Raw genomic sequence first — 12,603 nt, 5'->3', positions numbered from 1 at the left:
TTTATGCAGTTAATTCGAGCATCAAAAAGTGGACAATCAAAACAGTGAAACATAATTGAAGCAAGAAAAGCCATTAAGTAGCTAATTAAAACATATTGTTTTTCCTTTTCTATTGAATGAATTTTCCTGACAGCTTGGTATAGAATCGAGCCAACAAATATATTCAAGCTAGCAAGTCCCATGATTCCAGTTTCTGCAAATAGCATTAGCCACAAATTATGGGGATGAGGAGGAGTGCCAATACTTTGAACTGGATACAGTAGCTTGTAATTACCCAATCCCCAACCTAAGAATAGTCTTTGGTTTCCTAGCAAAATAGCAAATTTCCATATTTTAGTGCGAGAATCTGTAGCAAAAGTTAGAATTTCTCTGCTCATGCTGGCAGTCAAAGATATTTCTCCATTAATATATCTCATTAAAGTTATATTTTTCAACAGACAAAAGCCAATAACTGTAAATACTAATAGACTGCTAAAAAAATTTAAGTTTCTAAATTTAGAAATTATAATAGTTATAAAAATCAATACAATAGCTGCAAGAAAAGCATTTCTAGATTGCGTACAGGTCAGTGCTAGTAAGTTGGAACAAATATAGGTTTTGATTAATAATATTAGTTGACTATCAGTAAAACTTCCTCGGATTTGGCAAGCATTCTGTTTGTTTCGATACTGGGAATATTTTATTAACATTCCCAGCGATATGCCCAGTGAAGTTACCAAGTAGCTAGCCAGACCATTTGAATTTTCAAAAACAGCACTGGAACGAGGGTAGCGAATCCCCACATTTGGAAATATTAATCTATCTGTACTGTACCAACCATATTGATTGAATGTAAATTCAATAATAGCTAAGATAATTACAGGGATTGAAGAAATTAAGATACATGTCAAAGCTTGTTCAAGATTTTTAGGTGTAAAAATTTTCGCGCCTGCTAAAAACAGCAGGAAAAATGGCAAAAAGTTAAATAATACGGTAAAAGCTTCTGCCTTGTTATAAGCAGTCAGGCAACTCGAAACAAAGATAGCAGAGATCGCTAGAACAGATGGAACTGCAACTGACTTGAGATATGTATTTAAGTAAATGTGACGATCGAATATAGTTTTGATAGAGAAGAAAAGAAACCCAACTAGGGAAAGAGGTGAAAAAAATGGTAATACGATAAGACTGAGATAGAATAGTGGATGCTCAGTTTTACTAATTTTGTGTTCGGCAATCATTTGTTGTGATAATAGAACTGGATATTCTAATTCTGATGCAAAAAGATTTGCTAAATACTTTTGCAGTGAGTCTGTAGCTTTAGAATACCCATCCGAATCTCCAGAATCGATCGCAGCAGCAATTTCACGCTAGTTTTCTATCCCGATCGTCGATCGCAACCCTAGCTTCGATGATAAAATTTGAGCCTGAACTACTCATTGACGTAGCCTCTTCCTGGAGAATCGTGCTTTAGCCACCTAAATTTTATGAATACCCCAGTTTATCCCGTCCGCTGGCAAAACAATCGCGTTTTGCTGATCGATCAAAATCGCCTGCCAAATGAGTATACACATGTCGAAATCAGTCGGGTGGAAGATATGGCCGAAGCTATCTCGACGATGATCGTTAGAGGTGCGCCAGCAATTGGGGTGGCGGCTGCTTATGGGATGTATTTGGGTGCCAGAGACATTACCACCACAGATCGCGATGAATTTTTGACAAAGCTGATCGCGATCGGCAAAACCCTCAGAGCCACACGTCCGACAGCGGTAAACTTGTTTTGGGCGATCGATCGGATGGAAGAGACAGCCCGTAATTCTGCGGGAAATGTTGCCGAGATCGTCCCGCAATTACTGCTTGCGGCTCAAAAAATCAACGCAGAAGATATCGAAACTTGTCAAGCAATTGGTGCCCACGGTTTAACCGTTTTACCTAGCAGTCCAAACAAACTATGTTTGCTTACCCATTGCAATGCTGGTGCCCTTGCAACAGCAGGTTATGGCACCGCCCTTGGGGTTGTACGTTCTGCCTGGGCAGAGGGGCGGCTGGCGCGATTATATGCCGATGAGACTCGCCCGCGACTGCAAGGTGCGAGACTAACTAGTTGGGAATGTGTCCAAGAAGGCATTCCGGTGACAGTAATTAGCGATAGTATGGCGGCACACTGTATGAAACAAGGCTTAATCGATGCTGTTGTAGTTGGTGCCGATCGCATCGCCGCAAATGGCGATGCAGCAAACAAAATTGGTACCTATAGTTTGGCTCTAGTGGCAAAGGCGCATAATATCCCGTTCTTTGTCGCAGCACCGCGTTCGACGATCGATTTTAGTCTCAGCGATGGTAGTCTCATCCCGATCGAGGAACGTCATCCTTCAGAGCTTTATCAAATCGGTGAAACTATTGTTTGTCCACCTGGAGTTGAGTTCTACAACCCAGCTTTTGACGTAACCCCAGCCAATTTAATTCAAGCAATTATTACTGAATTTGGCGCGTTTTTACCAGCAGAAATTATCGATCTCCAACATCGATAAGTAGGTTGAAATCTTTCGGAAATTAGGGATTAGGCGAAAATATGCAACATAACGCCTAAAGCCGATTTTTGAGTTGTCAAGCAAAAAATGGCGTAAATTATTCCAGTCGTTTGTCAAGCGATCGCACCGGACTCTTTGCCAATCGATGTGTAAAAATAGACATTAGTGGTAATTAGATAAGTAGTAAACTTTGAGTAACTTGCAAGTGAGTCGTGGGAGCGTGGGTATAGTGAATCCGATCGGATCTACTCTTCAACAGCGTTATCAAATCCTGGAGCAATTAGGACAAACTGGAGCAGTTACCACTTATCTGGCGATCGATCTTCAGGTGCCTGGCAATCTCCAACTCAAATGTGCGATTCATCGCTATGAATTACCAGATGCTGCTCCAGGTAGTTTTGACTGGGATCTAGCCATAATTTCGGCTCAGATTCTGTATGACTTGAGCCGTAAAGTCGAGCGATTGCCCACTGTGTATAGTTATTTTGCCGAAGAGCAAGCATTTTACCTGGTGAGAGAGTTTGTCGTTGGTGTGCCTTTGGCGCAAGAATTAGTAGCAGATCGACCGTGGACTCAATCCCAAGTGGTAATGTTATTAGCAGACTTATTGGAAGTGTTGCACGATATCGATCGTTGTAAGGCGACTGTCGATCCTGTATCTCTATCTCAGATCGTCCGCAGCCATCTCGATCGCAAACTAGTACTAATTAATCTACCGATTGCCACAGGATTTTCGCCACAATTAACCGACACGGATCTGCTGTCAATTCAACGGGATCTCTTGACAGTAGGAGAAATGGCGATTGCGGCGGCTACTGGTAAATCTGGAGTAGATTTGCCCCTTACCTTCAGCGAACTAGCCCACTGGCACAAGCTAGCACCAAACATCAATCATCCCGAACTAATTGCGATCGTCAATCGCTTAATTTCTACCGATCCCGAACAGTACTATCCGTCTATATCTGCTGCTTGGCAAGCAGTTGTCGGCATCATCCCACAACTACTAATCTATCAAAATTCTCGTGCCGATACTCGGGCAGAGATCGCCAGACATATTCAATTATTAGTCGATCGAGGCACAGGATTTTATGAAATTGGGGATTGTCACGAAGCCATCATTGCTTACGATCGAGCTATATCCTTCGATCCTCAGTGTGTAGATGCCTATTGTGGTAGGGGAAATGCGCGTCGTTATTTGGGGGACTATACAGGCTCCTGGGATGATTTTGATACAGCCGTGCGACTCGATCCCGAACAGGGGATTGCCTATATCGGACGCGCATTAGCAACATGTTTCTCACATAAACCCCATTCTAATGCCAGTGCTGATTTTGAGCGCGGTCAAAATTTACTTACTGATCCAACAAGTGCGATCGCTTATGTGATGCGGGGTACGGCGAAAGCCCAGTTACACGACAATAGCGGGGCGATCGATGACTATACTAATGCCATTAAGCTCAATCCACGATTAGTACTCGCTTATAATAATCGTGGTAATTTGCAACAGTATTTGGGCGATTTAGGTGGTGCTCTTGCCGATTTTAGTACTGTATTAGATATCAATGCCCAATCGCCGATCGCTTATAATAACCGCGCGATCGTCTATACTCAAATGGGTAATTTTTCAGCCGCAATTACTGACTATCAGCGGGCGATTGAGCTAGAGCCACATTTTGTTAGCGTTTACAATAATCAAGGTAATGCTTACTTTCAAATGGGCGAATATGCCACCGCGATCGAACAATATAGCCAAGCTATTAATTACGATCCAGACTTTGCTGTTGCCTATAGTAATCGAGCAAATATTTATCGAATTCAAGGTGATTTTGCGACAGCCTTAGCAGATTACGATCTAGCGATCAGTCTCGATGCCAATCTGGTAATCGCCTATTACAATCGGGGCATTTGCCATCGTCAAATTGGCAATCATCAAGCAGCAATCGATAACTATACTGAAACTCTCGCCCTCGATCCTCAGTACTTTCACGCTTATTATCATCGTGGAAATGCCCGCAAATACTTAGGAGATAAACATGGCGCGATTGCCGACTATACCCAAACAATTTCCTTCGATCCCCAGCATCTTCATGCTCATTATAATCGAGCTATCGCTCGCAGTGAAATTGGCGATCTTCACGGCGCAATGGAAGATTTAGATCGATCGATCGAATTAGATCCCACATTTGCGTTGGCTTATTATCAACGGGGTTGGCTATTATCAAATAATGAAGAACCTCAATATGCGATCGCTGATTATCAACGTGCGATTCAATTAAAGCCAGATTATCTCGATGCCTATTATCAAAGGGGATTCAGCTATCAACGATTAGGCGATTTGTCAGCAGCACTAGCCGATTTTAGCCATACGATCGATATCGATTCTAATTATGCCCCTGCTTACTACCAACGAGCCAAAGTTTATAACCAAATTGGCGATCGGTCTGGAGCTATTGCCGATTATCATAAAGCTGCCAATCTCTACCTCGATCGTGGCAATAGTAAAACTTATCAGCAGATTCTACAGATGATCGATCGGTTTAGATATTAGGCTTAATTATCATCAATCCACTATTCACTATTCACTCACTCCTCATCCAACTCAGCAGATATTTCATCTAGAGATTGCAAAATTGTATGTCGAGAAATTTGACGATATTTTGAGTCCAACTTTGGCTCGAATTTCTTTTTCCCCGTCCCACTTTTTTGTTTTAAACTATTTTCTAGTTTAGGCTGAGATTGTAATTGCTGTTCCCAGGCGATCGAATCTGCCAGAAAATCTAGATAATGGGTATAGCGTTCCCATTCGCCCCGCACCAGACAATTTGGCTCATCGCGATGGGTACAGTCGCTAAACTGGCAATTTCCGGTAGCCAATCGCTGGCGGATTTCGGGGAAATAGGTAGGTAATTCCTTAGGCGTACAAGCTATATCTGGTTGATTAAAACCTGGTGTATCGGCAATTAAACCACCTGTCGGCATCGTAAATAATTGAACATGGCGGGTGGTATGTCGTCCGCGACTGAGTTTACCAGAAACAGTCGCCACGCGGATATTAGAATCAGGAATTAAGGCATTGGTAAGACTCGATTTACCCACCCCAGAATGTCCTGCAAAAATGGTAATCTGGCGATCGAGTTCGATTTGCAACTCCTGCACTCCCATCCCAGTTTCCACACTAATGACGATCGGTTGATAGCCCCAATCACCCAATCTATCACACCATTCCTGCTTCTCGATCTCTGTTACTAAATCGCTCTTATTCAGGCATAAACTGACCTGTAAGCCCGTTGATTCTGCTTTGACGAGGAATTTACTCAACAGAAATGGATCGAGGGCTGGCTCGGCGAGCGCGAATACTAATAAGATTCGATCGGCATTAGCAACAGGCGGTCGATCGAGTAAACTATGTCTGGGGAATACCTCGGAAACTACACCCCGCGAACCGATCCAATCAGCTTCCTCAACGACAACTCGATCGCCTACAATCGCACTAACACCGATTTTCTGAAGTCTGGCGCGGCGGGTACATAAGATTAATTTCCCTCCGACTATTGGCGTATCTCGATCGATCTGGACTTGACAGAAGTTGGCTTGAACGGCAATCACAATACCTTCTAATGGAGTAGAAATAGGATCGGTGGGAGTTAGATTTTGCTGCACGTAGTCGATCGATCTCAATAGTTTGTGCTATCCATCATAATCGATGATATCTTCATGCAAAGTTCGCCAAATCTGAAACAATTGTGACTCAAGGTTTCGATCCTCTACCCTTTGCGCTGGCCACCGCCCAAGAGTTACTGACTGTCTATGGTTCGCTGCTATATGTGTATCGACTAGACCGATTATCAGAGACAATCCACCACATTACCAACTCTATCCCCTATCCCGATACTCAGTTCCATTTTGCCAGTGTAACTAATGACAACGTTTCACTGCTCCAGATTTTTAAAAACCACAGTTGGGGCATTCATGCATACACCAGGGGATATATATCTGGCTTTGGCGGCTAGTTTTACACCCAAGCGAATTGTATATAGTGGCAGTAATCTCGATCGAATAGCGATCGAGTTAGATAATACTAGCACTCGATCGAACATTATCAGCCCAAATTACCACAATCGATCAATCTTGATCAGGTTGGGCGGGTTCGTTTGAGATCGATCGAATTTAGCGATAATTATTTGTATAAACCCGCCCCTACAGATCCTATATTCTATAATTTAATAGTCGAAACTGCTAGATAATTCAAAGATATGAGAATAATTTAATAAATGTTAAATAATGATCGATCGAGGGAATACTATATGTAGAAATCTATGAGGTTCGATCGATGGCATTAAGTTACAATCATATATTTGCTTTAGTCAGCATGATTGATGATTGCACGATTTTAGCCGAGGAAGGATCTTGTCAGGTCGAAATCGTTTCAGGTAGTGGTCATCCTTTATGCTTCTCTCGGCGGCTCCATTGTCGAGAACTAAAAATACCAGTAGATGACGGGTGCATGGGGACTTGTGAGTACATTGCATACCGAAAAAACTCTAGTAGTAGCACTATGGCACCTAATTCTGCTACTGCCACCACTCAGTTCAAAACTGACAGTGAAAAAATTGATAGTAGTGATGGTAGATTGCGCTCTACAATCAGAGAAATCATCAAATCAGATGTTGCAAGTGCAAGAAAACTTGCTGTAGTAAATAATTAATTTTACCTCTGTAAATTAATAGTTTTAGCAAATTTAATGAATTCGATCGACTCATCAAAAAACCGAGCTATAAATAGGCTCGGTTTAAATTCTGAACTGTTAATAAAGTTAAACTACTGCTTCATCTCTGACTAACTTCTCCCATCCGAGATCCTTGAGGTTCTCATTCCGACGCAATGGACGAGTTACTAATTCCAAAATATCGCGAGAATTAGTGAAACCGTGCATTTGGGCGAAGGTAAACTCTACTGACCATTTAGTCGTGATTCCCCGTGCTTCGAGCGGATTCGCATGAGCCATGCCAGTAATGACTAAATCGGGTTTCTGGGCGTAAATCCGTTGCAACTGATTATAGTTGTCGGGTTTTTCCATAATTGTTGGTAATGGCGAATTCATTTCCCGACAGGTTTTTTCGAGGAGGGCGAGTTCGGCTGCTTGATAGCGTTTATCCATGTAGGGAATGCCGATTTCTTGGACTGTCATCCCGCAGCGAATCAGGAACCGCGCCATCGAAACTTCTAAGAGGTTATCACCCATGAAGAAGACGGATTTACCGCGAATCAGCTTGACGTACTCTTCCACGCCTTCCCAGATTTGGGCTTCGCGCTCGTCCAATCCTTGAGGTTCGATGTTAAATACCGAACAGATTTTCTCAATCCAGGCGCGGGTGCCGTCAGGGCCAATTGGGAATGGTGCGCCAATTAGTTTACACTTACGACGGCGCATTAGTGTGGTCGCAGTGCGACTGAGGAATGGATTTACGCCACAAACGTAGTAACCTTCTTCGAGTACGGGTAACTCGGTAAAACGTTTAGCTGGGAGCCAACCCGAGACTTTAATTCCTTGTTTTTTCAGTTCTAGCGTCAGGTTGGTGACAACAGGATCGGGTAAGGAACCGAATAATACGAGTGGGGGATGATCTTTATATTCGGAGTCAGAAATGGTGACATCTTCTTTTTTTCGTCCGAAGTTCATCAGTTTGGAGATGGCATTGCGCTCATCTTTGTCTTCCTGAGCCACAGGAGCCTTCTCAGGACACCGCGCCGCCATTGCTGCGAGCACGGTATCTTCACCTTGGGTAAAGGCATAGTCTAACCCATTAGCGCGGGCTGTGACGATCGGAATTCCCAATTCAGCTTCTAGACGTGGAGCCAATCCTTCCAAGTCCATCTTAATGATTTCGGTGGTACAGGTACCAATCCAGACAATTACGCTGGGGTTGCGGTCTTTTTTAATCTGTTCGCACAACCGTTTGAGTTCTGCATAGTCATTGAGCTGGGCTGAGATATCCCCTTCTTCCAATTCTGCCATCGCATAGCGCGGTTCGGCGAAAATCATTACGCCCATGGCATTCTGGAGGAAGTAACCGCAAGTTTTGGTACCGATGACGAGGAAGAAGCTATCTTCGATTTTTTGGTACAACCATGCAACGCAACTAATCGGACAGAAGGTGTGATAGTTACCAGTTTCGCACTCAAAATTTAACGCCTGTGGCTCTGCTGCAACAGTCATATATTATTCTCCTTTAAATATAATTTTTAATTGGTTGGCTGCGTTTGAGAGGGCACCCACCCCGTCGCTACGCGCCATCCCTCCGAGGAGGGGAATTTTTAGTAATTTATCTGTGAGTGTGTTGAGTTTCGCTTTGCTCTAACCAACCTACAGATCTAAAACGTAGCTGACTTCGGCGGAGATCTTTACCCCACCCCAGCCCTCCCCTTATAAAGGGGAGGGAGCCGGAAGATCCCCTTATAAAGGGGAGCGAGTCTGAAAGCCCCCCTTTATAAGGGGGGTTGGGGGGTAAAGATCCTCGATACCCACTAAACCATCATCAGATCCTGTTTCTCACTAGCATCCTGAGATTTAGGCTCAACTGGATTGAGATAGAAGTCAGACAACAGACTAAACAGATCTCTGTCAGGTGCATCAGTCGGCACCACACCTTCAGGTAACGCTAGAATTTGATCGGCGATATTCAGATAATAATCGCAAACATATTCCAACGAAGGATCTGTTTCCGCCATTTCAAACAAAGTCTTACCTTTGACGCGGGAAACGCGAATGTCTTCAATCAGCGGTAGAACTTCCAAAACAGGCATCGGGACTGTTTCGATGTATTTGTCGATTAAGTCACGCTTAGATGTCCGATTGCCGATTAAACCAGCGAGGCGGAGTGGATGAGTGCGGGCTTTTTCACGTACCGACGCAGCAATCCGATTAGCCGCGAATAAAGCATCGAAACCATTGTCAGTAACAATCAAACAGTAGTCGGCATAGTTTAGAGGTGCAGCAAAACCACCGCACACCACGTCGCCAAGTACATCGAATAAAATAATGTCGTACTCGTCAAAAGCATTTAATTCTTTGAGCAGCTTAACTGTCTCTCCTACTACATAACCACCGCAACCAGCACCAGCGGGAGGGCCGCCAGCTTCGACGCAATCTACGCCACCATAACCTTTGTAGATGACATCTTCTGGCCAGACATCTTCATAGTGATAGTCTTTTTCTTGTAATGTGTCGATGATGGTGGGAATCAGGAACCCAGTCAGGGTAAAGGTACTATCGTGCTTGGGGTCGCAACCGATTTGTAATACTTTTTTGCCACGTTTTGCTAACGCGACGGAGATGATGCAACTAGTTGTGGATTTTCCGATGCCACCTTTGCCATATACTGCCAGTTTCACGATCTGCTAGTCTCCAATACTTTGTGATTGATGTTAAACGAAAATGACTATCTATAAAAATTTCTGCTACGTCTAGCATTATTCACTAACTTTCCAGGGAATGGGGGAAAAGTTACAATTCGATCTGTATTTTAAATTGCTTAATATATTCTATAAAATCTTCAACATCTTCTCAATCAGTCTGATTAAGTTTCAAGCCTCTAAATTAAAGTCTAAGCTTTTTGCTAGTCCGTTTTTAACTAAATAAGAACAATAGCAAATAATACTCGATCGTAGTCACAGAGCAAATAGTAAGGATAAAATAGATCGAAAACCGCTCTCGTAGCCTTATTCGCCGACTAGTAAGGTTCGTGGGTGACTAGAATGAGATGGAGATTCGATCGATCTTGAGTCTAAGATGGCGGTATGCGGAGATATTCAGTCAGCACGATCGTACCCAAATTTCGCTAAAATTGGGATATAATCTCCAGTTTGTAAAAATTAGTTAAGTTTATAAATGTTGGGAGCTTATGTAAAAATAGATTAAGTTTTAGAAGATCGAATGTGACGGAATTTGTTAGAGTGTAAAGCCGAATCGTGATGAGAGTAATCGTGTGATTTCAGTTGAGTACGTGTTAGCAGATCCAGAATTTAGACCGCACAGAGCTGTAGATAGAGCGGCGGCTCTGGATGTCAAAGCTTATTTACCAGCAGCACCTACAGATAATTTTTTGGAGTCTGTTCGCGCAAAGCGGGATATTTTCCTAACCAAGTATCCTGAAGGTTCGCTATATATTAATGGCAAAAAAATTACTGAAGCTTTGACGGTAGAGTTATTACAGCAGTACGAATCACAACTTCGATTTTTTATCCTCGCTCCAGGCGAACAAAAAATCGTCAATGCAGGCTTCAAGGTGGGTTTGGGTACAGATGACCCTGACAAGATTGCGACGATGTTGGTGTGTCCCAGAAGTGGGTTAGCGTGCAAGAATTCGATTACGGTAATCAATGCGCCAGGAATTGTGGACGAACACTATCCCGATTGGGTGGGAATTGGTTTAGTCAATCATGGTAAGGATTTGCATATATTTAGTCATGGCGCGAGAATCGCGCAGGTGATGTTTCTGGAGATATGTGTGGCGCAGGAGCGGGTAGTGGAGGAGTTAACGACTGTGGGAGAGCGAAAGGGTGGGTTTGGACATACTGGAGTGTAAATTACTGCGAGATCCCCGACTTCTCGGAGAAGTCGGGGATCTGTCCTAACCGAGACGATCGAATGGTACAATATCGAATTTTAAGAGCCGTTACTTTTTGTTCTCCATCGCAAATACTGCTTCTCTTACCCGTTTGTCATATTCTTTAAATGGGGTACCCCCCTGGATATGAAACTCATTTTGCAATTTCTTGAAACTACTCAATACATTTTCAGTATTTCCGTGTTCTAACTGAGTAATAGTCACCTCTACCAGATACTTAGATGCTATTGCGTAGTTTGTACTATAATTTAATCGATCGATTACGCTAAATGCTATGGAAATTAGAATAATTGAAATGATGGCAATAATGCCGCGAGTTATTCGAGATCTTCGATCGTAATTTTTTAATTCTGAGATTAACCAGCTTACTGGGAAACCTAAAATCATGAAAAGAAGAATACTTGTAGTTATTACATCACCCATTATCTTAGCAAGTAAAGAAAAGATTGTTTCCATAGATGATAAAGCAGCAAAATAGATTTGGGATTGACCGCAAATAATATGAGTCGATCGAATGGTAAAATGATAGCCTTTGACATGATATGAATATAGTAGATAGCACTTATTTAGAGATCCTCGATCGAATCCTCACAGAAGGAACCAGAGAATCTAATCGTACTGGAACTGATACTGTCTCGTTATTTGGGCTGAGTTATCGGCTACCTGTGACGGCTGAAGCTTTCCCGATTTTGACGCACAAGAAGATTCAATGGCGGAGTTTGGTAACGGAAATAATTTGGTATTTATCTGGAGAACCACATATTCGCAATCTCCAGCAGCATACGAAAATTTGGGATGCTTGGAGTGATGCGGATGGTAATTTAGAGACTGCTTACGGTAGGTTTTGGCGATATTATCCAGTTCCCGATTATGCGGCTCCAATTCGGCGCGATCATAGTAATTATTTATGCGATGGTGAATCGTTAGTTAATTTAGCGGATAGTAAGTATCGACACGATTTGGTAATAGATGGTGAAGAGCAAATAGTTTTGCCATGTTTCGATCAATTGAGATGGGCAATTGATGAGTTGAAGCGAAATCCTCGATCGAGAAGATTACACATTACGGCTTGGTATCCACCGAATGCGACTATGAGTAAGTTACCACCTTGTCACCATAGTTTTACGTTAAATTATCAAGGTGGTAAATTAAATTTACATCTGCAACAACGCTCTTCAGATCATTGTGTTGGTAATCCTTTTAATTTAACTTGCTATTCATTACTACTATTACTAATCTGTCGAGAAGTTGAGCTAGAACCAGGTGATTTTTATCATTCGATTACTGATGCTCATGTATATGTCGATCATATCGAACCTTATCGTGCAGTAGCCCGTGATACTTACGATTTACCACAATTAGATTTGAGTCAATTGGGCGATCGATCGATGTTCGATTTGACTTATGATGATATCGATCGCATCCAATTGGTTAATTACCAACATGGTGCATTTATCAAATTACCTGTA

General features: G+C 42.6%; 10 protein-coding genes and 1 pseudogene. 6 read left to right on the top strand and 5 right to left on the bottom strand.

Translation table 11 applies throughout. From position 1 onward, the window contains the following. On the bottom strand, positions 1–1,217 hold a 1,217-nt coding region (locus tag RMO55_RS02290), incomplete at its 3' end, for an O-antigen ligase family protein (protein ID WP_310422866.1). Positions 1,218–1,463: 246 nt separating this feature from the next. Here RMO55_RS02290 and mtnA point away from each other — a divergent pair. Beyond that, a complete protein-coding gene (gene mtnA / locus RMO55_RS02285) occupies positions 1,464–2,507 on the top strand; it encodes an S-methyl-5-thioribose-1-phosphate isomerase (protein ID WP_310422863.1) in 1,044 nt (347 codons plus the stop codon). A 229-nt stretch (positions 2,508–2,736) separates the two neighbouring features. Beyond that, positions 2,737–5,055 carry a tetratricopeptide repeat protein gene (locus RMO55_RS02280; protein WP_310422860.1) on the top strand — a complete coding sequence of 773 codons (2,319 nt, stop codon included), beginning with the start codon at positions 2,737–2,739 and terminating at the stop codon, positions 5,053–5,055. A gap of 35 nt (positions 5,056–5,090) precedes the next feature. On the opposite strand, the gene rsgA is transcribed toward RMO55_RS02280, so the two are convergent. Next, the gene (gene rsgA, locus RMO55_RS02275) at positions 5,091–6,167 is read right to left on the bottom strand and encodes a small ribosomal subunit biogenesis GTPase RsgA (RefSeq protein ID WP_310422857.1); all 1,077 of its coding nucleotides are present in this window, start codon (positions 6,165–6,167) and stop codon (positions 5,091–5,093) included. A gap of 83 nt (positions 6,168–6,250) precedes the next feature. Here rsgA and RMO55_RS02270 point away from each other — a divergent pair. Together RMO55_RS02270 and RMO55_RS02265 are read left to right on the top strand one after the other, a co-directional pair. Further along, positions 6,251–6,563 (top strand): annotated as a pseudogene (locus RMO55_RS02270) (decarboxylase); the annotation flags it as partial. 274 nt (positions 6,564–6,837) lie between these two features. Continuing rightward, positions 6,838–7,212 carry a hypothetical protein gene (locus RMO55_RS02265; RefSeq protein WP_310422853.1) on the top strand — a complete coding sequence of 125 codons (375 nt, stop codon included), beginning with the start codon at positions 6,838–6,840 and terminating at the stop codon, positions 7,210–7,212. 108 nt (positions 7,213–7,320) lie between these two features. Here RMO55_RS02265 and RMO55_RS02260 read toward each other — a convergent pair whose 3' ends face one another. Beyond that, on the bottom strand, positions 7,321–8,724 hold the full coding sequence (locus RMO55_RS02260; RefSeq protein ID WP_310422850.1) for a ferredoxin:protochlorophyllide reductase (ATP-dependent) subunit N: 1,404 nt from the start codon (positions 8,722–8,724) through the stop codon (positions 7,321–7,323). A 308-nt stretch (positions 8,725–9,032) separates the two neighbouring features. After that, positions 9,033–9,899 (bottom strand): ferredoxin:protochlorophyllide reductase (ATP-dependent) iron-sulfur ATP-binding protein, encoded by an 867-nt coding sequence (gene bchL, locus RMO55_RS02255; RefSeq protein WP_310422846.1) that lies wholly within the window; start codon positions 9,897–9,899, stop codon positions 9,033–9,035. 593 nt (positions 9,900–10,492) lie between these two features. Between bchL and RMO55_RS02250 the strand changes: the two genes are divergently transcribed. Continuing rightward, on the top strand, positions 10,493–11,092 hold the full coding sequence (locus RMO55_RS02250; protein ID WP_310422843.1) for a hypothetical protein: 600 nt from the start codon (positions 10,493–10,495) through the stop codon (positions 11,090–11,092). A 90-nt stretch (positions 11,093–11,182) separates the two neighbouring features. Here RMO55_RS02250 and RMO55_RS02245 read toward each other — a convergent pair whose 3' ends face one another. Next, positions 11,183–11,590 (bottom strand): hypothetical protein, encoded by a 408-nt coding sequence (locus tag RMO55_RS02245; protein ID WP_310422840.1) that lies wholly within the window; start codon positions 11,588–11,590, stop codon positions 11,183–11,185. Positions 11,591–11,676: 86 nt separating this feature from the next. On the opposite strand from RMO55_RS02245, the gene thyA reads away from it, so the two are divergent. After that, positions 11,677–12,603: thymidylate synthase (gene thyA / locus RMO55_RS02240; RefSeq protein ID WP_310422838.1), on the top strand; the 927-nt coding region annotated here is incomplete at its 3' end.

Origin of the sequence: Chamaesiphon sp. VAR_48_metabat_135_sub (assembly GCF_031418915.1) — a bacterium.
GTDB lineage: Bacteria > Cyanobacteriota > Cyanobacteriia > Cyanobacteriales > Chamaesiphonaceae > Chamaesiphon.
This window is presented reverse-complemented; position numbering and strand designations above follow the sequence as displayed.

Bases quoted from the DNA above. Each gene is read 5' to 3' on its own strand.
- RMO55_RS02265 (WP_310422853.1), top strand. From the start codon at position 6,838: ATGGCATTAAGTTACAATCATATATTTGCTTTAGTCAGCATGATTGAT.
- RMO55_RS02245 (WP_310422840.1), bottom strand. From the start codon at position 11,590: ATGGAAACAATCTTTTCTTTACTTGCTAAGATAATGGGTGATGTAATA.
- mtnA (WP_310422863.1), top strand. From the start codon at position 1,464: ATGAATACCCCAGTTTATCCCGTCCGCTGGCAAAACAATCGCGTTTTG.
- RMO55_RS02260 (WP_310422850.1), bottom strand. From the start codon at position 8,724: ATGACTGTTGCAGCAGAGCCACAGGCGTTAAATTTTGAGTGCGAAACT.